This is a genomic window from Salegentibacter tibetensis (genome assembly GCF_020164485.1).
GTDB lineage: Bacteria > Bacteroidota > Bacteroidia > Flavobacteriales > Flavobacteriaceae > Salegentibacter > Salegentibacter tibetensis.
The window spans coordinates 1-20,352 of sequence record NZ_JAIQZA010000033.1 but is presented as its reverse complement, the minus strand read 5'-3'; the positions used below and the strand labels follow the sequence as shown (position 1 = coordinate 20,352).

General features: G+C 35.5%; 19 protein-coding genes. 5 read left to right on the top strand and 14 right to left on the bottom strand.

Going from position 1 to position 20,352, the window contains the following annotated elements; genetic code table 11:
* Positions 1–228 precede the first annotated feature (228 nt).
* The 8 genes from LB467_RS14910 to LB467_RS14875 form a co-directional block, all read right to left on the bottom strand.
* On the bottom strand, positions 229–1,428 hold the full coding sequence (locus tag LB467_RS14910; protein ID WP_224474849.1) for a glutamate-5-semialdehyde dehydrogenase: 1,200 nt from the start codon (positions 1,426–1,428) through the stop codon (positions 229–231).
* A gap of 39 nt (positions 1,429–1,467) precedes the next feature.
* The gene (gene proB, locus LB467_RS14905) at positions 1,468–2,238 is read right to left on the bottom strand and encodes a glutamate 5-kinase (RefSeq protein WP_224474848.1); all 771 of its coding nucleotides are present in this window, start codon (positions 2,236–2,238) and stop codon (positions 1,468–1,470) included.
* Between the two features lie 40 nt (positions 2,239–2,278).
* Positions 2,279–3,082 (bottom strand): pyrroline-5-carboxylate reductase, encoded by an 804-nt coding sequence (gene proC / locus LB467_RS14900; RefSeq protein ID WP_224474847.1) that lies wholly within the window; start codon positions 3,080–3,082, stop codon positions 2,279–2,281.
* Between the two features lie 460 nt (positions 3,083–3,542).
* Entirely contained in the window at positions 3,543–4,916 is a 1,374-nt protein-coding gene (locus tag LB467_RS14895) for an MBL fold metallo-hydrolase RNA specificity domain-containing protein (protein ID WP_224474846.1), read from the bottom strand.
* A 5-nt stretch (positions 4,917–4,921) separates the two neighbouring features.
* A complete protein-coding gene (locus LB467_RS14890) occupies positions 4,922–5,758 on the bottom strand; it encodes a restriction endonuclease (protein ID WP_224474845.1) in 837 nt (278 codons plus the stop codon).
* Between the two features lie 36 nt (positions 5,759–5,794).
* On the bottom strand, positions 5,795–6,628 hold the full coding sequence (locus LB467_RS14885) for a universal stress protein (protein ID WP_224474844.1): 834 nt from the start codon (positions 6,626–6,628) through the stop codon (positions 5,795–5,797).
* 2 nt (positions 6,629–6,630) lie between these two features.
* Entirely contained in the window at positions 6,631–7,479 is an 849-nt protein-coding gene (locus LB467_RS14880) for a universal stress protein (protein WP_224474843.1), read from the bottom strand.
* Between the two features lie 12 nt (positions 7,480–7,491).
* Positions 7,492–8,346, bottom strand: coding sequence for a universal stress protein (locus tag LB467_RS14875; protein ID WP_224474842.1), 855 nt, complete (start codon positions 8,344–8,346; stop codon positions 7,492–7,494).
* A gap of 181 nt (positions 8,347–8,527) precedes the next feature.
* Here LB467_RS14875 and LB467_RS14870 point away from each other — a divergent pair, with 181 nt between their 5' ends.
* A complete protein-coding gene (locus LB467_RS14870; RefSeq protein ID WP_224474841.1) occupies positions 8,528–9,082 on the top strand; it encodes a WG repeat-containing protein in 555 nt (184 codons plus the stop codon).
* A gap of 218 nt (positions 9,083–9,300) precedes the next feature.
* Here the strand turns inward: LB467_RS14870 and LB467_RS14865 are convergent, their stop codons facing one another.
* Both LB467_RS14865 and LB467_RS14860 read right to left on the bottom strand, forming a co-directional pair.
* Entirely contained in the window at positions 9,301–9,780 is a 480-nt protein-coding gene (locus tag LB467_RS14865; RefSeq protein ID WP_224474840.1) for an Hsp20/alpha crystallin family protein, read from the bottom strand.
* A 395-nt stretch (positions 9,781–10,175) separates the two neighbouring features.
* Positions 10,176–11,189 carry a Crp/Fnr family transcriptional regulator gene (locus LB467_RS14860; protein WP_224474839.1) on the bottom strand — a complete coding sequence of 338 codons (1,014 nt, stop codon included), beginning with the start codon at positions 11,187–11,189 and terminating at the stop codon, positions 10,176–10,178.
* 261 nt (positions 11,190–11,450) lie between these two features.
* On the opposite strand from LB467_RS14860, the gene LB467_RS14855 reads away from it, so the two are divergent.
* Positions 11,451–11,861: a hypothetical protein gene (locus LB467_RS14855; RefSeq protein WP_224474838.1), complete on the top strand. Its 411-nt coding sequence runs from the start codon at positions 11,451–11,453 to the stop codon at positions 11,859–11,861.
* Between the two features lie 57 nt (positions 11,862–11,918).
* Positions 11,919–12,182 (top strand): zinc ribbon domain-containing protein, encoded by a 264-nt coding sequence (locus LB467_RS14850; protein WP_224474837.1) that lies wholly within the window; start codon positions 11,919–11,921, stop codon positions 12,180–12,182.
* Positions 12,183–12,361: 179 nt separating this feature from the next.
* On the opposite strand, the gene LB467_RS14845 is transcribed toward LB467_RS14850, so the two are convergent.
* From LB467_RS14845 to LB467_RS14830, 4 genes are read right to left on the bottom strand one after another with little or no spacing between them, the layout of a single operon-like run.
* Complete coding sequence (locus tag LB467_RS14845) at positions 12,362–12,862, bottom strand: hypothetical protein (RefSeq protein ID WP_224474836.1); 501 nt, start codon at positions 12,860–12,862, stop codon at positions 12,362–12,364.
* Between the two features lie 17 nt (positions 12,863–12,879).
* Entirely contained in the window at positions 12,880–13,869 is a 990-nt protein-coding gene (locus LB467_RS14840) for an MlaD family protein (protein ID WP_224474835.1), read from the bottom strand.
* A 7-nt stretch (positions 13,870–13,876) separates the two neighbouring features.
* Entirely contained in the window at positions 13,877–14,608 is a 732-nt protein-coding gene (locus LB467_RS14835; protein ID WP_224474834.1) for an ABC transporter ATP-binding protein, read from the bottom strand.
* Positions 14,609–14,610: 2 nt separating this feature from the next.
* A complete protein-coding gene (locus tag LB467_RS14830; RefSeq protein ID WP_224474833.1) occupies positions 14,611–15,390 on the bottom strand; it encodes an MlaE family ABC transporter permease in 780 nt (259 codons plus the stop codon).
* 408 nt (positions 15,391–15,798) lie between these two features.
* Between LB467_RS14830 and LB467_RS14825 the strand changes: the two genes are divergently transcribed.
* Both LB467_RS14825 and LB467_RS14820 read left to right on the top strand, forming a co-directional pair.
* The gene (locus LB467_RS14825; protein ID WP_224474832.1) at positions 15,799–19,440 is read left to right on the top strand and encodes a chemotaxis protein CheB; all 3,642 of its coding nucleotides are present in this window, start codon (positions 15,799–15,801) and stop codon (positions 19,438–19,440) included.
* Between the two features lie 182 nt (positions 19,441–19,622).
* Positions 19,623–20,189: a biliverdin-producing heme oxygenase gene (locus tag LB467_RS14820; RefSeq protein ID WP_224474831.1), complete on the top strand. Its 567-nt coding sequence runs from the start codon at positions 19,623–19,625 to the stop codon at positions 20,187–20,189.
* Positions 20,190–20,352: the final 163 nt, after the last annotated feature.

The following is a 20,352-nucleotide window of genomic DNA, read 5'->3' as shown; positions in this document are numbered from 1 at the left end:
ATTGGACGCGAAATTATGGAAATGTGCTCTGGCTGGGTATTCATTTTCAATCAGGGTTACAAATTAGGCATAAAAAAAACCGCTGAATTTATCAGCGGTTTTTAAAGCTATATTATCGTCAAACTAATTTCAGCTTCTAATATGAAATCATTTCATTTAGAACTAGATCCTGAAATAAATTCAGGATGACGACATAATAGACTTAGTTTTCGTAAAAGAAAAAGTAAACTACTCTCTAATATGACCTTCACCTAATACATAGTATTTGTTGGTCACCAGTTGTTTTAAACCAAGTGGTCCACGGTGGTGAAGTTTATCGGTACTAATAGCGAGCTCTGCTCCAACTCCCATTTGACCGCCATCCGTGAATCGGGTAGAGGCGTTGTGGTATACGGCAGCGCTATCTACCTGCTCCATAAAATTGGCAGCTTCTTCTTTATCTTTAGTGATAATCACAGCAGAGTGACCACCCGAATATTTGTTGATCTTATCCATTGCGGCATCATTACCATCTATAGCACCAAGTACAATTCTCATTGCCAGGAATTCTTCATACCAGGTGTCTTCAGAAGGTATTTTTTCTTCGTTTGGAAGTACTTTGGCGATATCATCATCTACCTGAATCTGTACTTTATTTTCAGTGAACATATCATAAAGCTCTTTCACTCTTTTTTCAAAGTCTGGCAGATTTTTATCGATCAATACCTTATCTAATGCATTACACCCTGAAATCTTATCGACTTTGGCATTTAGCATTACCTTTTTAGCGGTATCAAAATCGGCGTTTTTAGAAACATAAAGGAAATTATTTCCCCGTCCGCTTACTAAAACAGCACCGGTTGAATGTTCCTTAACAAAGGCGATTAGTTTCTCACCACCTCGTGGCACTACTAAATCGATATGCTGTGGTGGATTTTTAAGAAATTCCTGAGTTTCGGTTCTATTTAATTGCAATAGCTCGATCCAGTCTTTTTCCAGGTTATTTTCCTGAAGTGCTTCGTGCCAGCATTCCTCAAGAATTCTGTTTGAGTGATTGGCTTCTTTACCACCTTTTAGATAGATCTTGTTATTTGCTTTAAAAGCAAGTACAGCAGCTTCAATAGTAACATCGGGACGAGACTCATAAATAATCATAATTGTTCCGAATGGTGCGGTTTTATTGGTGATATCCAATCCCGTATCTAATCTTCTATGCTCTATAGTCTGGCCTACAGGATCTTCCTGGTCCATAACTTCTTTTACAGAGCGCATCATATCGTCTACCTTGGCATCATTAACTACCAACCTATCATACATAGCCTGATCTCCTTCGCCAAAAGCATCAAGATCTTTTTGATTTGAGGCTACGATCTCTTTACGCCTTTTATCCAGGATATTGATCATGGATTGCAGAACGTTATTTCTTGTTTTAGAATCTAATAATTTCATTATATTTTAGTTTAATTAAACTTCAATTTTTGTAGCTTTTTAAGCGGTGAATTTGGTACCTACCGGTTTTCCGGCTACGATATCCAAAATCACATTTCTTTGTTTACCATTAGCGATATAAGTGGTAATATTTTTGGCAGCGGTACCTTTTGCAATCTTTATTTTAGATTCCATACCACCACGGCCTTCGCCTTCACCTTTTCCAGATTCCTGAACATATTTTTCAACATTTTCGTCAACTGTGACTTTGTTGAGTTTTTCAGATTCGTCATCTTCAGGATGACCGGTGTATAGACCATCGGTATCACTTAAAATGATTAAGGAATCTGCCTGTATGAGTTCAGCAACAAGGCTTGCCAGTTCATCGTTATCAGAGAACATAGACATAGTTACCGAAACTGCATCATCTTCATTGGCAATTGGGATAATCCCTTCAGACAATAAAGATTCGTAACAGTTAATCATATTTTCGCGGTGAATTCCCGGGCTAAAATCTCTTTTAGTAGCAAGGACCTGTGCACAACGCATTCCATAATCGTGAAAAATACTATAATAGTGGCGCATCATACGAGGTTGCCCTACCGCAGAAAATACCTGTCTTCTCTTAGAGGCATCTTCAATATCTACATCTCCAAGCACTTCTTTCCCCGCAATAGCCGATCCAGAAGAAACGAGAACTACCATTATATCTTCTTCATATAGTGTAGCTATTTGTTCTACAAGATGTTTTAGTACCGGGCCTAAAATCCTATTATCTTTATTGGTCATCACATTAGTTCCGACCTTAACCACAATTCTCTTTTTTTCCATTTTGTAAAGTTATATTTAAACTTCCTTCTTTAGACTTAGATTACTCTTTTCCTAATTCTACAGCTCTGTCAAAAGCTGCATAGGCTGCATCTTTAATTAGTTCTTCTACGTTATTATCGTCCATAGAATCTAAAGCTGCACGAGTTGTACCTCCTTTAGAAGCAACACGCTCCATCCAGGTGCTTGGAGAAAGATCTGATTCATTAAAAAGTTTTACAGCACCTTCAAATGTTTGGCTTACCAGTACTTTAGAATCGTTTTTGGAAAAGCCCATTTTTAAAGCTGCTTCCAGCATGGAGTTCATAAAGTAAAAAACGTAAGCCGGTCCACTTCCTGAAATTCCTGTTGAAGCATCTATAAAATTCTCGGTATCTACGTGAATTGATGCTCCTGTAGTATCTAATAAATTTCTTACCATTAAAAGTTCAACTCTGGATACTTCTTTAGCTTCAGTAAATGAAGTAACCCCTTTTCCTACCTGGGCAGGAAGATTTGGCATAGATCTGACTACTTTTTTAACGCCTAATCCTTCTTGAATTTTATCGATAGTTACACCAGCCATTAAGGAAACAAATATTTGTTGGTCGTTTACCAAAGGTTTAATTTCCTCAAATAAAGCATCACAGTGATATGGTTTTACCGCAAGGAATACGATGTCTGCCTTTGGAAGACATTCTTCTATATCATCATAAACATCAAAGTGGTCTACCTTACTCAGTGTAGTAATTACTTCAGCCGATTTATCGAAAATCATAAGATTTCGGTGGTTAAGTAAACTAGACTTCGCCATTCCTTCAGCGTAAGTAAGTCCCATATTTCCTGCTCCAATAACTAATACTTTCATTCTATATTTTTTGGTTAATTAATTCATTTTGACTTTTGGATCTCCAAATCCGGTCTATTAAGAACAAAGACTATGCAATGTTTCCTAATAGACCATCTTAATGTACAAAAGCCAGAAGTAAATTAATTTATTTTGAGCGTATCTTTTAAAATATAAGGTTAAACTAATCTAAAAAGAAAATTAGCAAATTTTCTTGAATATATAAATCTATGAAGCTTAGACCTTACGGGGAGTAAGCTAAAAGCGATTTTGAATTTAACTTTTGGTATAATTAGGAATATTAAAACCCTTATTAGGCTTTGGAAACGCTGAATTCTTATATGGTTTTGCCTCGTAATAAGAAAAAACTATATGCAATAATTTAGATTGATTCTATAATATTACTGACAGTTTACTGCCATTATAGCAGGAGAAATTGCGCTAAAATGGACGAAAAGGTTTTCGTTGAAAGATTGAGAATTCAGAGCTTTAAGCTTATAATATCATCAAGTGCCGGAATTGTAACCTCGCATTTATACAGATCTTTAATTTTTACTCTTAAAGTATCTAAGGCTGTGGGTTCCCCGTGAATTAAAAATACCTTTTCCGGAATTTTCTTAATTGCTGAAACCCAATCCAGCAATTCTTGCTGATCGGCATGAGCAGAGAGACTTTCAATTTTTAAGATTTTCGCTCTCACCGGGCAATATTTTCCGAAGATTTTTATTTCTGAAGCTCCGTTTTCCAATTGCCTTCCCCTTGTACCCTCTGCCTGGTAGCCTGCTAGTAAAACAGTCGTTTCAGGTTTATTTATTAAATACCGCAAATAGGTGAGGACCCGCCCCCCGGTAACCATTCCGCTGCCGGCAATCACTACTTTTGGCCTGTTCTCATCTATTGTTTTCCAGGTATCCCGATACAAGGTAATAATATTAAAATAAGAAAGCATTTTTCTAAATTCAGCAGCCTCTAGTTTGTGCCACTTGCTGAAACTTTCAAATAAGCCAAGTACCTCATTTCCCATAGGACTATCTATATAAATGGGAATTTCAGGGATTTTATTTTTTTTGATTAAGAGGTAAAGCTTATACATAATCCCCTGTAAACGTTCTACGGCGAAACTCGGAATTATAAGATTCCCCTTTTGGTTGAGCGTATCTTTTATGGCTTTAATAAGAATTTCATCTGAATCGTCTTTGGGGTGAAGCAGGTCACCATAAGTACTTTCCAGAAAGAGGTAATCGGCCCATTCTGGTTTTTTGGGCGCTTCCAAAAGTAAATCTTTATCTCTGCCAACATCTCCTGAAAATACAAAAAGCTTTTTATAAATATCCAATTCAATAAAAGTCGAGCCTAAGATATGGCCGTTGGTTTGATATCTATATTTTATATTTTCTGAAACATGGTACCACTCATTCAACTCAATATTTTTAAATAAACCTATCGTTTTTTCAGCATCACGCAAAGAGTATAAAGGTAAAGCCGGTTGGTGCTTGCTGTATTCTTCCTTATTTGCTCTTTCGGCATCTTCTTCCTGTATTTTCGCACTATCTTTTAAGATCACCCCGGCAATTCCTAAAGTTGGTGGTGTTCCTAAAATTGCGTTTTTATAACCTTGTTTCACAAGACGTGGTAAATATCCCGTGTGATCCAGGTGACCGTGGGTTAGTAAAATCAGGTCAATGGCTGCAGGATCAAAAGGGAAATTTTTCCAGTTGAGTTTACGTAAACTTTTAACTCCCTGAAAAAGCCCGCAGTCAATTAAGATATTTAGTTCTGGTGTTTCTAAAAGAAATTTAGATCCGGTAACTGTACCCGAAGCACCAAGAAAATGAATCTTCACCTTGTTTTCCATCTTTTCTAGTGTTTACAGAGTTCTTTCATTTCTTTGAGAATTTTATTTTTACGTGGATTATTAATTCCTAAATGATCCAGATAGAAGGTGTCATCAATAAGCTCCTGACATAATACCACATCCCGGCTTAATAAAAAGTTTTTTTCCCTTTCTGAAAGTAAAGTTGAAACCGTTATTGGATATAGACCAAGTTTGTCTACTCTATCTTTAATACCTTCGCCCTTTGGGTAATCCCAGCTTAATAATTTAAGATTGGCGCATTTGGCATATTTTACAGCATCTGCAGTAAACCGGGTGTTGGTTACGACCCAACCTTCTTCAAAGTCCAGTTTGTTATGTCCGTTATTTCTGAAATTTTTTATATCCCGAAACCTTGAATCTATATAAAGAGGAATTTTTACATCACAATTTCTACCGGCATTGTGAAATTTACACTCTATTAACACAAGTTTAGTACCGGTTTTTGCTTCCACATCAATTTCGTGGGTTACGCATTTTCCCTGATATGTTTTCCCCGTGGCCGTTTTATAGCCGCTATGGGTTAAAAGCGCCGCTATAAATTTTTCAAACGGAAACCCGGTTGGGCCCAGTTCATAAATAGCGGTCTTTAACTTATATTTTGAGGCAATGGTTTTATTTCCTTCTTTAAGCAAACTAAAGGCCCGATTATAAATTTCTTTGGTAGAAATTCCATTATAAAGTTCTGCTTTTAGCTTCTGAAGTGTTTTTTGAATCAATTCTTCATTTGCACCAGAGCGTCTCAAGGACTCTGCAACCCGTTCAATGGAAAACTGAGCTTTTTCGCCTGAAGCTTTTATAACTTTTAGATTGGAGATATCCATTTTAATGGTTTTTTTGTAGAATAATAGATTTTGAAACTATAAATCTGAAGGCATAAACAGGATGGGGATTTGCGGTTTTCTCCCTAATTCTTTGAGTAAAGATTTGGAAAAAAGATTTCTAAAAAATCCTCTTTTCTTATGGTTTAACACCAATATATCGCTGTTCCTGCTTTGAATGAAACTATGAATTCCTTTAGTAACTTCTATATTAGTCAGGGTGTGGAAACTATGGGTGACTTCCTTAAAATATTCGTGTAATTCTTCTTTTTTATTTTCTTGCTCCTCAGTAAGTTTTTCGGTATCCTGGATATATAAAATTCTAATACTGGCTTTAAATTTTTTAGCCATATCTATCAAAAAATTAATCTCTGCAATAGAAAACGACTTGTCATAACGTGTAGCCATAACCATCTCTTTTTTCACCTCGGGTACAAAAACACTTTGTTCTGGTATTAATAGAACCGGCAGGTGATCTACCGTTTCTATCACATTCATACTATTAGTGCCAAAGATCCTGTCATCGGGTTTGGTCTCGCCTTTTGTGCCCATCACTATGAGATCAAAAATATTTTCTTTTTGAATTTCAATTACCGAATCGTTTAACCAGGATTCTAAAATTATCCATTTAAACCTATGATTTTGGTTCTTGTTTATCACAGCTACTTCTTTCAGCAGCTTATCCATTTTTATCTTATTTTCAGCTTTAGCCTGTAATAAACTTTTCCCATTAATATCGGGAGTATAAAATTCCGGTTTGCAGGCATTTAAAAAATAAAAATCGCAAAGCTCATTTTGAAAAAAGCTAAATGCATAAACTGTAGCTTTCCAGGCGTTAGCCGAAAAATCGGTGGGGATGAGTATATTTTTCATAACTAATTAAATTTTCCCGATGGGATTACCATAAATGGAACTTTAATATGAAAACCTATTTTATTCACTACCGGCCTAAATAGTAGGTTTTCAAAGAAGCTACGTTTGTTGTTCACCATCAAAACTAAGTCTACCGTGTTTTGTTCCTGAAACTTTTTAATGGCTTTAGTCACACTTTTATCCTCAACGGTATAAAATTGATGTGTAATGTCCTTTAGAATTTTGCTTAGGTTTTTCTTATTTTTTTCCTGTTCTTCATCCAGATCTTTTCCTAAGAAAACGTGTAGCATATTTATTTTTGAAGTATGGTTTCTTGCAAAGATTAAGATAGGGTCCAGTTGAGGAGCACTAAAATGCAAATCGAAATCTGTAGGGAATAAAATGTTTACCGGAGGGTGGTATTCATACTCAGAAGGAATCATTAACAGAGGGGCTTTTAGCTTATTTATAGCGTGTACCGTATTGGTGCCGATTAAAATCTCTTCAGCGCCTGTTGCGCCCTGCGTTCCCATAACTACCAGGTCTATTTCTTTAGAATTCAATTGTTCTTTCATCTCATCTATCAAAAGATTGAAAGCTGAAATTTTCTCAAATTTATGTTTTGAGTTTTTAAAATCACGGTTTATTTTTCGTTCTACTTTTCTCAACCCCGCAAGGGAATTTTTCTTGTAAGCGTCAGCAAGGTTTGGCTGAGTGCTGTTATATAAAATATATTCAGAATCATATAAAACAGGGGTATAGGTATTCAGAAGATAAAAAGTACATTCTTCATCCTGAAAGGCTTTTAATGCATAAGAAATAGCGTTATATGCGTTTTCTGAAAAATCTGTGGGTAAGAGTATTTTTTTCATGATTTCTATGTTTTAATTGCATTCCCTATTAAAATTTTGCAGAACAAGTAAGGGTACTTTTGGATGTAAACCCACTTTGTCTATAGTAGAAGTCAGCAGCATATCTTCTAAATACGTGTGGCGGGAATTTACCATCACTAAAAGATCTATTTTATTGGTAGCAATAAATTCTTCTATTGCTTTTTCTTTATGTAGTTCCTCGTTCTGGTATTCTTCTACCTTTATATTATAGAACTGTTGTTTTAAAAACTCAAGATTATCTTTTTGCCTGGCTGAAGTTGCTTTATGTTTAGATAAATAGAGAAAGTGAATTTTAGATTTAAAATCCCGGGCAATTTCACCAACGATTTTTAATTCCCTTTTTTGATAGGGAATTAAAAAATTGGTAGGAAACAGGATTTTTTTTGGTTCCTTATATTTGAAATTCGCCGGAATTGCCAAAACCGGACATTGCACATATTTTAAGACGAGTAAGGTATTACTTCCAAAACCCAGGTTCCTGTCGTTGGTGGCACCCCGGGTTCCCATGATAACAATATCGGCATTTTCTAAATTCACGAGGTTATTTACCTCATCTACCAGATCGCCAAAAGCAGCAATAGATTTAATGCTGTGCCTGGGATTACAAAATTCATCGTGAATTGTCGAACTTATTTCAGCCAGGGCCATGTCAGTCTTTTCTTTGGTGACGGCTTTGAACTCATCCATTAATTCATTGCTTAGCAAACTTTCATCGGTATAAACCTTTTCTGCGTAGGCATGCAAAAGAATGACTTCGCTCTTTTCATACTTAAAAAGTTGACAGGCAAACCGCAATGCGTTATTTGCATTTTCTGAAAAGTCGGTGGGTATAATTATCTTTCTCATCTTCTGGAACTTTGAATTATAAAGTTAACCGATGAGGTAAGTTTAAACTATGAGGAAAATCAGTTTGTTTCTGTTTTTTAAGCCTTTACATTTTATAAGAGCTTTGGCGTAGTATGACGGGTATCATATTTAAATACAGACAATTGCGCTAAATTTAATGTTAATTATAAAACTTTGAACAATGAGAAATTTAATTTTTGGAATCTTAATAAGTATTCCGTTTGCGTTATTTGCACAGGAGCCGAAAGAATTTGATTTTGTAGCCAGTCAGGAGAATGGATTCACCGCAGTACAACAAGGTAATAGTTGGGGGTTTTTAAATGCCAACGGCGAACTGGTATTTGAGCTTAGGAACGATCTTATTGTCAATGAAAAGCCGAAAAGGGGAAATATTGGCGTAGCGGGAATGAAATTTCCGCAACTAAAAGATGAACGGGCTATTATTAGAAAACAGCACGATGGCGTTAATTATTACGGATTTATAAATGTGGAAGGAAAAACAGTTATTGAGCCTGAATTTTTAAATGTAACCAACTTCTCAAATGGAAAAGCCCTGGCGCTAAAACTGGAAGAAGAGAGACTTGGAGAAAACCCACTTCTGGGAAAGAATGTGCTTTCTTATAAATATGATGTGGTTGTAATTGATAAAAATGGTGAAATACTAAAATTTAGAAGGTCCATTTCCGGTTGCTGTATCCAAACAGAAATTAAGGGAAGCACCAAAGATCGAGGCTAAATGGTTGGGAGAAAATGTAGTGAGTGTGAAAGGCCCCAATAAAAAATGGCGGGTTCATAATTTTTAAAACGGAGGTGACTGCTGAATTTTAAGTCACCATCTTTCTGGACTTGTTTAAGGGCCTGCTCATGAAGTTGTTTAAAGATATAAGTTGTTGATGTATCGTACAGATATAATATGAAACAATCCCGAAAAAATTTCGGGATTGTTTCATTTTTTTAAGACACATTTACAGTTTTAGTCTTTTTAGACTTATCTATTTTTCTTTTCTTCAGACTCATTTTTAAAATACCTTCCTTGTATTTCGCTTCAACTTCTTTTTCCATATCTACTTCTTCGGGTAGAGCAATTTGCCTGGAAAAACTATTGTAGCTAAACTCTTTTCTTACGAAACCTTCTTTTTCTTCTTCGACTTTATTTTCTTTTTCTGCCGAGATGGATAAGATGCCTTCCTCTATAGAAATTTTAAAATCTTGTTTAGAAAGTCCTGGAGCTGCAAGTTCTATTTCAAACTCGGTCTCTTTTTCCTTTACATTTAGTGCCGGAAATAGATCCTGGTCAAAATCTCCATTAAAGAACCTGTTAAGATTAAAGATTCCTCTTTTGGTGTCCAATAAGTCAGAAAAGAATGGATCGTTTGCCAAAATTGAACGTCCCAGGGCAGGAGTTCTGCGATTGTTAGATTTAATGATAGACATAATATTTAGATTTTAAATGGTTAATAATTTACAATTAAGCACACTAATTTAAAATCTAAAAATGATATTTAATATGATGAAAATCAGTTATTTGAATTTTATAGAAAAGCCTTTTAAACACAGAAACAGGAGACCATTGCCTCCTGTTTCTTAAGAAGATATTAAGTGTACTATTTAACACTTGGTTGATATCAGTGATAATACACGAAGTAAAATTTGAATATCAGGCTAAAAAATACCTTTGATACCTTCTAAATTTGATTTTCAAACTCTAACAAGTACATAGAAATCAAATTATATTTTTGTTATGCTGATTAATATTTTAAAAGTAGCTTAAAACATACTCGAAAAAAATGACAAATATCAGGAAATCAATGTTTAACAAAAAATTAAGATCAGGTGATCTCCTGTAATCTTTCTGGTTTTAGAATATTTATTTTTCTTCCTTTTATGGCAATGATGCCTTCTTTCTTAAGACTGGAAAGGCTACGAATAAAACTTTCCGGAGAAATTCCAGCAATACTCGCCAGGTCGGTTCTGGAAATTCTTAATCCCTGGAAATCCGGGCTTTGTAATTCTTCGGCAAATTGAAGAATTGTATTGGAGGTTTTTTTTAATACTGAAGCATAGGCCATTTCGAGAAGCTGTGATTTCAGCCTTAAAACAGTATCGGTTAAATATTGGGCTATATCCAGGCTTAATCCCTGGTTTTCCTGCAGTATTTCCCTAAATTCTTTATGCAGAATCCGGTATAATTTGGAAGGCTCTAAGGTTGTAGCCATTTCAGGACAGGTGGGGTTTTTATGAAAACCATAAAGTCCCAGTAGTTCATTTTCACGATAAATCCCGGTAATTAATTCTTTCCCCAATTGGTCCATCCTGGAAGTTTTCACCAGGCCTTTGCTTATAAGATAGATAAAGCTGGAGTGCCTATTCTCTCTGAATATAATTTTATGTTTATCCAGGCTTATTCGTTCTCCTTTTTCTTCTATATATGATTTTAAAGCCTCAATATTGGAAATAGTAGTTTTATTAATTTTTTTATTCTCTATGCCATTAAGATTTTTCTGTTTTAGTAGTAATTCTATTTTTTGTAAAAGTTCAGCCTGTGAATACAAATTTAGCAAATAGTGATGGTTAGGGTGAATTGGCTTCCAGCTATCAAATTCATCTTTTGTAATAATTGATAATAATGGGATCTTATACATTTCCAGAGCTCGATTAAAAATTTCAGAAGAAATTTCCGCATTACTTCCCCAAATAAGCAGATCAGGTTTCTTTTCCGTAATTAGATTCTCTAAGTTTTTCAAAGAATCGGTTTGCAAGCATTCATAGGCTTTTAAACCCGATAATTCATCTTGACTTAGATGCCCGGAACCTTTTCCCGATATACAAAGAATACGCTTCATCTCTGGAGAAATTTAAATTAATAAATAAGATAATTGGGGATTGCTTTACATCTCTAGTGGGGGGAGAAGGGGAGAAATGCTTTTTGCAATACTTAAATATACAAAGTAATTTTTAAAATTTATAAAATTATAAAACGTTGAAAATCAGTTTTATGAAATTTAGTAATGTGTCTGAATTGGTAGGATTTCTTCCTGAAAACTGATTTTTATCATTTTTAGCTAATCGTCTGAGACTTATCTTTAAAGGGTGAAAATTATATTATGGAACTTTCTAAGAAACAAGTACTCACCGAAAAATTCTACCAAAATATTGGGATGCTTTTCTATGCCATTGCGTCATCAGATAAAGTGGTGCGCCCCGAAGAAATAAAAACTTTAAAAGAACTTGTTCAGAAAAAATGGGTACCAATAGACACTTTAACCGATGAATACGGAACTGATGAAGCCTATAAAATTGAAATGATCTTTGATTGGCTGGAAGAAAATGAGCCGGAAGCAGATTGGGCTTTTAATGAGTTTAAAGACTATAAAAAGGAAAATGAGCGATTATTTAGCGTTCAAATCAATCAGTTAATTTGGGAAACTGCCGATGCTATTGCAGCTTCATTTGCAGGGAAAAACAAATCTGAGCTCATTATGCTTTCAAAATTGAAAATTTTACTTACTACTTGAGATAATCAAAAAATAACTAACCAAAATTTCTAGATATATTTTAATAAAAATAAGGTTATGAATACGCTAATTTGCCAAAGTTGTGGTTGGCCGTTTACTACAGCCACTGCCGCTACAAATCGGGATAGGTCGGTAAATACCGATTATTGTCGGGATTGCTATCAGGATGGAGCTTTCACCGATAAGTCTCTTAGTTTGCATCAATTAGAGGTGAAATTATTGGAGATGGCTGAAGTGCACGAAGATATAAGCCTGGAAGAAGCTCAGCAACTCATAAAAAAACTTCCCGAGTTAAAAAGATGGCGGTTGGAGAATATTTAGCAATCTAAATGAATGAGTTTTAATCTGGACTATTAATACCCAATAGCTCTAATTCGAATATGATTTTTTTACGCGATAATTGAGATTTATCCCAATAAATATCGGGAGCTCCTGGACTTGCCTGCCCTTTTCGCAGGAAGGCCCCGAACTTATGTCAGGTCTGTTTAGCTTCGGTTATTTTATTGCGTTTTAAAACCAAGCTTGTTTTTTAAAATAGGAACTTCCCATTTAATCATTTCTTTTAAAAATTCATCTATTTTTTCTACGATTAGTTTTTCTGTAATATCACCTGGTGAATAAACACCTAACTCAACAATTTCATTTTCTGGAAGTATCCAATTTTCTAAAATGGGAAATGTGACAAATACCTCTACATCCCCATTATGTAATTGTGAAAAAACAAGGGCGCCTCCTTGCAAAAATTGATAGGTTGGGATTTTATTGGTGAAATCTATAAGATCGGCAGGAAAAGAATCAAACGTAATATTTACCGCTTCGTTGGTGTGAATCCATTTCAATTCCTGTACTTTCCACCCAACGGAATAAGCAGATTCAGCTTTTTTTAAGGTGGTAATAATAAGTTCTTTGGTTTTGTTTTCCCAGGTAATTCTTTTATTTACCACCGTTTTTATCGAACTTTTGTATTCATTGATCCGCTCTTCCAGATGTTCCATTTTCATAGTAAACCACTTAAAGATTATTGATTCTCTTTTTTCATCCTGGCCTTTTGGCGTTCTTGTTTTCTAAAATACCCGCGGAATAAAATGTTATGCTTTAAAGCTTCCATATTTTCATTAAAGCGAAAAGTAGCCTCTTCAATATTTTGCATACTTTGATCGAGATGATTCACAAAACTGGTGTCTTTAACTACATAATTAAGCGCACCTTTTTCTGAATTTAAAGTATTGGAAAATTGTCCCAAACCTGCACTAATCTCTTTTATTTGTAAAGAAGTAGCCTGCAAATCCTCAATAATGGTACTAAAGCTTTTTTGGGCGGTAGAGTCGCTGAGTAATAAACCGGCCACACTATTCTCATAATCTATTGTGTTTAAAATACCATTTAGTTTTGCAAGTCCGGCCTTTGCCGAATTAGTAGTTCGATTTAAATTTTCAGCACTTTCCTGGATGTTTTTTGCAAGACCTTCATCTTTAAGTAAATCACCTAAAACACCTTCTCCTGCATTAATGCTATTGGTAATCTTCAAGAGATCTTCGGTTAAAAGCGCTGCATTTTCATTGGTTTTGTTCAGGGTATTAAGCATATCGGCTGTGGCAATCTGGCTAAGCGAGGCAAGCGTATCACCTTCTTCAATAGTCCTGGAAGGTGCTTTATCTGGGGGTAAAATATTTAAGACCATACTTCCTACTAATCCATCAGAATTTATGGTTGCCAGGGAATTAAATTTTATTAGGCTTCCTGTTTCCCGGTTTATAAGCATATCTACGCAAATTGCAGTATCGTTTAAAAACTTGATATTTTTTACAGTTCCTACGTTTACGCCGGAGTAACGTACATTATTGCCAGACTGCAAGCCATTTACGTTCTTAAATACTGAACTTACCAAAATAGAATCCCCGAACAGGTTTTGCTTATTTCCAATGAAATAGACCCCCAACGTAAAGACGATGAGCCCGGAGACAATGAGAATTCCAAGTTTTAGATTTCGGCCGGAATTTGATTTCATAACTATACTATTTAAAAAATGCTTTAATTTTTGGATCACCAGATGCCGCCAGATCGTTAAAGCTTCCTTCGGCATAATCTTTTCCGTCAAGTAATAAAATTATTCTATTTGAAATTACCCTCGCACAATCTACATCATGAGTAATTATAAGGGATGAGGTTTCATATTTTTTCTGTATGTTCATCATTAATAAAATAATCTCTTTTGCTGTAATAGGGTCCAGGCCGGTAGTAGGTTCGTCATAAATAATGATCTTTGGTTTTAAAATTAGTGCTCTTGCTAAAGCAATTCTGCGTTGCATTCCTCCCGAAAGTTCAGCAGGCATTAGATCTATAGCTTGCGGTAAACCTACATTTTCAAGTGCTTCTTTTACAAGCGCTTCAGTTTTAGTTTCAGAGTTTTTTCGATGTCTTCTTAGTGGAAATTCTAAGTTTTCCCTCACCGTCATAGAATCGTACAGGGCGCTGCCCTGAAACAAAAAACCTATATCGGTTCTTACTTGGTCCAGTTCATTTTGCTTCATTTTAGAAATGTCATTACCTAAAACTTTAATGCTGCCCTTATCAAACCCCATTAAACCTACCAGGCATTTTATCATCACAGATTTTCCAGAACCCGATCTGCCCATTAAAACCAGGTTTTCTCCTTTAAAAAGATTTAAATTGAAATCCTTTAGTACTTCAAGATCCCCAAAACTTTTATATAAATCCTTTATCTCTATTACAGCTTTGTTTTCCATCTTTAGTTGTAAAAAATATCAGTAATAAAAACTGCAATAAAATCCAGAACGAATATCAGCATGGAGGTGAAAACCACTGCCGAATTTGAGGCTTTACCCACCCCGGCGGTTCCTTTTTTGCTGTTATATCCTTTAAAACAACCCACCAGGCCAATAGCAAAACCAAAGAAAAAAGTTTTTACAGTAGCGGGAATTAGATCAGTAAATTCCAGGGCCTCAAATACCTGGTTAAAATACAGCGTAAAGGAAACATCGCCTTTCGAATTTTCTATAATTGCAGAACCTATTAGAGCCACAAAATCACCGATTATAACAAGTATTGGCAGCATACATGTTGCCGCTAAAACCCTGGTAACTACCAGGAATTTAAACGGATTTGTCCCTGAAACTTCCATTGCATCTATTTGTTCCGTAACCTTCATGGAACCTAATTCGGCGCCAATACTGGAGCCAATTCGTCCGGCACATATAAGTGCAATCATTACCGGCCCAATTTCTCTAACAATAGAAATACTTATCATAGAAGGCATCCAGGAAACCGCACCAAACTCCATTAATGTGGGTCTGGACTGGAGGGTAAATACCAGTCCTAAAATAAACCCGGTAACACTTACCAGAAGCAAAGACTTATTGCCCATCTGGTAACATTGATTCAGGAATTCCCTAAATTCAAAGGGCCTGCTAAAAAGTTCCCGAAAATACCGTCCCATAAAATTTCCCATTTCCCCAATTTCAATGAAAAAGGAATTAAAACCTTGTTGATAAGAGGACAAAAATTTCATATTGAAATATTCTATTAGCTATAAGAGCTGTTACCTGAAAGCATTCGAAAATACTCCGAAGTATTTTCGAATCATTTTAAACCTCACATTGCAAGTAAATTTAGGTTGAGAAGTCTTTAATAGGAATGATATATATCAGTTTAATTGAAGCTGGGAATTAGAAAGTTAGACCGAGGGAAGTTTCCGGCTAAAAAGAGTTCGAAAAAGTATTTTTATAAGCTATTTGAAGAAAGTGATAATTTCAAAGCTTTGAAATCTAAAATTAAGAATTGTAAAATGGGTAATTTCCATCATTATGGAGATTCTGTTATTATAAATGGCAAATGAGTCCACAATTTGAAGATTTAACCTTTAATTTTGGTGCTTGCTTTTTTAATATTCTCTAAAGACTGACTTAATCATTCCTAAATGACAAAAGTAAATAACTACCCTTCTAAATCGGAGCTGGAAACTAAGCTTAAAACTGAAGAGCCTCGCGTGATTGCGGTAGGCGCAAGCGCCGGTGGGCTGGAAGCTCTCAAGGCTTTTTTTGAAGGCATAGACGAAACCGATAAAAACGCATATGTAGTTATTCAGCATCTTTCCCCAGACCATAAAAGCATGATGGCAGAGCTACTTAAAAAAAATACAAATCTGCCCATACGTGAGATTAAAGATCGCACAACCATCAAACAAGGACATATTTACTTAATCCCACCGGTCAACAATTTAACTTTTGAAGATAATCAGCTTCACCTTATAGAAAAACCGAAAAGGCCAGGTTTAAACCTTCCTATAGATATGTTCTTTGAAGCACTTTCCAGGGAGCGAAAGGAAGATGCCATTGGAGTAATTTTAAGTGGAACCGGGAGCGATGGGACCCGGGGAGTAAGGGCAATAAAAGAGCGTAATGGAATGATTATGGTTCAGGATCCTGACGAAGCTAAATTTGATGGGATGCCACACAGTGCAATTAATACCGGTATGGTAGATTATATTTTACCGGTTTCTAAAATGGCTCAGGAACTTAGAAGTTTTATAGAGTCGCCTGCGGTTTTTCATTTCAAAGACGGGGATATTAATTATAATGAAAGCGAATTAATGAAAATTCTTCGCTTTATAGATGAGAAAACCGGTCTTGATTTCAGAGAATATAAGCACGCGACACTGGCCCGAAGAATTGCCAGAAGGGTGAACGTTTGTAAATGCAAAAGTATTTCAGAATATTATCAATTTATAATTAAAAACGATGAAGAAGCAGAAATACTACATCGTGAATTTTTAATTGGAGTCACCAAATTTTTCAGGGACGAAAAAGTATGGAAAGTACTTAAGAAAGAAGTAATACCAAAGCTGGTAGACAAGAAAAAAGATGGAGACGTTCTAAAACTATGGGATGTTGCCTGTAGTAGTGGTGAAGAAGCCTTTTCTTTTGCGATGATTGTTAACGAAGAAATTGAGCGCCAGAAAAAAAATATAGACCTAAAGATTTTCGCAACAGATATTTCACAAAAACACCTTGAAATTGCCAGTAAAGGATTTTATCCCGAAAGTATTGTTGCAGATATTGATTCAGAATTGCTTTTGAAATATTTCATCAGTATGCCCGATGGTTACGAAGTGATAGATAGGATGCGCCGGATGGTGGTTTTTTCAAGACATAATATCATTAAAAACCCACCTTTCAGTAATATGGATATGGTGGCCTGCCGTAACTTATTGATTTATTTTCAACCCGGAATTCAGAATAAGGCTTTAAATTTTTTACAATATGCGTTAAAAACTGGGGGAATTTTAGTTCTTGGCACCAGTGAGAATGTGTCTTCTCAGAAAAACAACTTAAAAGTAATAAATCGTGCAGCTAAAATTTTTCAGAACGAAAATACCAGTACGCGTTTAAAATCCAATGTTTCTCAGGCAAGCGTTTCTAATAGATTATCATCAGAACCAAGGGAAGTTCAACAGCTTACCTATAGAAAATCCTCAAATCCCATAAAGAATAAACTTACCGAAGAACTTAACGAAACAATCCTGGATACTTTTGGCGGTGCCAGCGTATTTGTAGATAAAGACTTTAATATTTTACAGGCAGTAGGGGAATTTAGAAAATATGCCAATTTACCGGTTAGCGGTTTTTCAGTGAATTTATTGGATATGCTGGGAACCGATTTGAAAGACATTATTCAAAGTACCTTAAAAAAGGTAAAAAAAGATAACGAAAAACTTAGATATAAGGATGCTTCTTTCGAGCATCAGGGTGAGCAAAAGTCGGTAGATATTATAGTGAAACCTTATGGTCAAAGTATTGAAGATAGCGGCGCCAATTTTGTAATTACTTTTATCGAGAAAGAAGTAAACCTCAAAGAGGTTAAAACCCTTGGTAAACTTACCCTTAGCAGTCGCACTAAAGAATATGTTGCAGATCTTGAGGAAGAGCTTAAAGAGACTAAAGAAGAGCTACAAACTTCAATAGAAGAGATTGAAAACAGTAACGAAGAATTGCAGGCTGCCAATGAAGAATTACTGGCATCTAACGAGGAGCTGCAAAGTACTAATGAGGAGCTGCAAAGCGTAAACGAAGAAATCAACACAGTTAATGCTGAAAACCTTCAAAAAGTAGAAGATCTCGCTGCCCTGAATGCCGATATGACCAATATGCTGGAAAGTACCGAAATTGGGGTGATTTTCCTGGATAGAGAGTTGAGAATTAGAAAGTTTACACCTGCAATTCAGAGACACTTTAATTTAATTGATTCAGATGAAGGCAGGCCTATAGAGCATTTTACTTCCAGTATGGGAAAAAGCAATCTTATTACCCGTTGTAAAAGGGTTCTTAGGACAGGTAAGATCCTGGAAAAACAGGTAATGACCAAAGATGGTTCTTATTATCTGAGAAGGATTTCTCCTTATGTTGATTCTAATGAGAAAATAAGCGGGGTGGTAATTACGTTTATAGATGTTGGTTTGTTACAAAAATCTAAAGAGAGATTGATAGCCAGTGAAAAACGTTTTAAATCTTTCTACGAAGAAGACCCGGTAATTCATATTAGTGTAGATCCACAAACTCAACTCATTGTACAATGCAATGAAATGGCGGTTACCAGATTGGGTTATGAATCCAAGGATGATTTAATTAACAAACCGGTCTTTGACCTTTATAACGAAGAATCACAACTTAAAGCTCTAAAATCTAATAAAGAGTTTAAAGAGACCGGGGCCATAGTTAATTTGGAGCAGGATATGCTAACGGCTTCGGGAGATCTGCTTCCTGTAATTCTAAATGCCACTGCAGAAAAAGATTTAGACGGTAAGATTGTAACTATTAGATATACCTGTGTTGATATTTTGGCGCTAAAACAAGCTGAAATGAAATTAAAGCAACAGCACGACGATTTAGAACGGGCTAATAAAGACCTGGAACAATTTGTTTCTATTTGTTCTCACGATCTTCAGGAACCGCTTTCAACTATTAAATTTGGCAGTGATGTGCTGGGTAAAATGTATGCATCCCAGTTAGATGATAAAGGTAAAGATTATGTAAAATACATTAAAGATGCCTCTACCCGTCTTTCAGAGCAAATAAAAGCTCTATTGGAACATTCCCGAATTGGCCGCCAGGGAGAAAAAAGCCTGGTGAATACTAAAGAGATTGTAGAAGTTGTAAAGTATGACCTTGGTAAAAGAATTAAAGACACCAATGCAAAAGTAAATGCAGGGTCACTTCCAAAAATTATGGGGCACGAAGTTGAATTACGCCTTCTTTTTCAAAATCTTATTAGTAACGCGATAAAATATACTCCAAAAGAGCGAAATCCAGATGTTCGTATTACTTCTTTCAGGGAGGGAGCTTATTGGGTTTTCTCTGTAATGGACAATGGCTACGGAATTTCAGAAGAAGATAAAAAGAATATTTTCACCATCTTTAATCGGGTGAAAGAGACTGATGAAAATGAAGGTACTGGAGTTGGTCTTGCACACGTGGAGAAAATTGTCCAACTTCACGAAGGAACCATTTGGGTAGAGAGCCAGGTTGGAGTAGGTAGTACTTTTTACTTTAAATTAAAAGCCTAGCCGTGTTTAAGCTTCAGGTAGCTTTCATATCCTACCAATATAGGAATATTCGAAATTGTAAAAAGAACTCGTTTATTTAACTGGAAAAGCGCATTTTCGCGGTAGATTCGCAAACATTTAAAATCTCCCTGGAGAGGATATTGAGAAAACAAGAAATAACTTAGGTAAATTCAATTTAGAAGATGCTGACTAAGCTTAGAAATTCCACGAAAAAACTTCACGAAGAGCTGGAGAAAGAAAACCTGGCCGGGAAGATTATTTCACACGAGATAAGCCTGGAGGACTATAAGCTCCTGCTTCTTCAAAACTATATCGCCTATAAAATTACCGAGGCTGAAATTTCAAAATTCATCCCTTCCTATAAATCTGATAAAAACCATCAACTCGCGCAGGACCTGGAAAATTTAAATGTTGATACTTCAATTTTCAAAGAATTTCAGGATAAATTTAAGATAGGCTCTTACGAGGAAGCCCTGGGGGCAGCTTATGTTGTTTTAGGCTCTGCTCTAGGTGGAATGTATATTTCTAAAGAAATTCCAAATTGTCCTGAATTGGAAAATATTGCTAATCCGCATTTCTTTAATGGCGATCGCGAGGGTGTAAAATCCTGGAATAAATTTGTAAAAGAACTCAAAGCAGAAGATTTCAACGAAACTCAAGTTGCTGAAGCTTCAAAAAAAGCACAGGAAACCTTTAAATTTTTTGGTCTTGTTTTTAGGGAAACCTCAGTAGTTCCTCAACAAGATTAATTTTCATTTATTTTCCGGTCTTGTTTCTTCCCGCATTTTATTGGTCTCAAAAAAGGGATTTAAACCCTGCAATTTTATTGCAGCACTTTAGTATTGCGAAAAAATCTATATTTTCGAGCTATGAGTTATCAACGAAAAGGCTCACACACAGTCAGTCATTTGA

Bases quoted from the DNA above. Each gene is read 5' to 3' on its own strand.
- LB467_RS14840 (WP_224474835.1), bottom strand. From the start codon at position 13,869: ATGAAATCAAATTCCGGCCGAAATCTAAAACTTGGAATTCTCATTGTC.
- LB467_RS14885 (WP_224474844.1), bottom strand. From the start codon at position 6,628: ATGAAAAATATACTCATCCCCACCGATTTTTCGGCTAACGCCTGGAAA.
- LB467_RS14855 (WP_224474838.1), top strand. From the start codon at position 11,451: ATGGAACTTTCTAAGAAACAAGTACTCACCGAAAAATTCTACCAAAAT.
- proC (WP_224474847.1), bottom strand. From the start codon at position 3,082: ATGAAAGTATTAGTTATTGGAGCAGGAAATATGGGACTTACTTACGCT.
- LB467_RS14835 (WP_224474834.1), bottom strand. From the start codon at position 14,608: ATGGAAAACAAAGCTGTAATAGAGATAAAGGATTTATATAAAAGTTTT.
- proB (WP_224474848.1), bottom strand. From the start codon at position 2,238: ATGGAAAAAAAGAGAATTGTGGTTAAGGTCGGAACTAATGTGATGACC.
- LB467_RS14820 (WP_224474831.1), top strand. From the start codon at position 19,623: ATGCTGACTAAGCTTAGAAATTCCACGAAAAAACTTCACGAAGAGCTG.
- LB467_RS14830 (WP_224474833.1), bottom strand. From the start codon at position 15,390: ATGAAATTTTTGTCCTCTTATCAACAAGGTTTTAATTCCTTTTTCATT.
- LB467_RS14880 (WP_224474843.1), bottom strand. From the start codon at position 7,479: ATGAAAAAAATACTCTTACCCACAGATTTTTCAGAAAACGCATATAAC.
- LB467_RS14870 (WP_224474841.1), top strand. From the start codon at position 8,528: ATGAGAAATTTAATTTTTGGAATCTTAATAAGTATTCCGTTTGCGTTA.
- LB467_RS14845 (WP_224474836.1), bottom strand. From the start codon at position 12,862: ATGAAAATGGAACATCTGGAAGAGCGGATCAATGAATACAAAAGTTCG.
- LB467_RS14865 (WP_224474840.1), bottom strand. From the start codon at position 9,780: ATGTCTATCATTAAATCTAACAATCGCAGAACTCCTGCCCTGGGACGT.
- LB467_RS14875 (WP_224474842.1), bottom strand. From the start codon at position 8,346: ATGAGAAAGATAATTATACCCACCGACTTTTCAGAAAATGCAAATAAC.
- LB467_RS14825 (WP_224474832.1), top strand. From the start codon at position 15,799: ATGACAAAAGTAAATAACTACCCTTCTAAATCGGAGCTGGAAACTAAG.
- LB467_RS14890 (WP_224474845.1), bottom strand. From the start codon at position 5,758: ATGGATATCTCCAATCTAAAAGTTATAAAAGCTTCAGGCGAAAAAGCT.
- LB467_RS14850 (WP_224474837.1), top strand. From the start codon at position 11,919: ATGAATACGCTAATTTGCCAAAGTTGTGGTTGGCCGTTTACTACAGCC.
- LB467_RS14860 (WP_224474839.1), bottom strand. From the start codon at position 11,189: ATGAAGCGTATTCTTTGTATATCGGGAAAAGGTTCCGGGCATCTAAGT.
- LB467_RS14910 (WP_224474849.1), bottom strand. From the start codon at position 1,428: ATGAAATTATTAGATTCTAAAACAAGAAATAACGTTCTGCAATCCATG.
- LB467_RS14895 (WP_224474846.1), bottom strand. From the start codon at position 4,916: ATGGAAAACAAGGTGAAGATTCATTTTCTTGGTGCTTCGGGTACAGTT.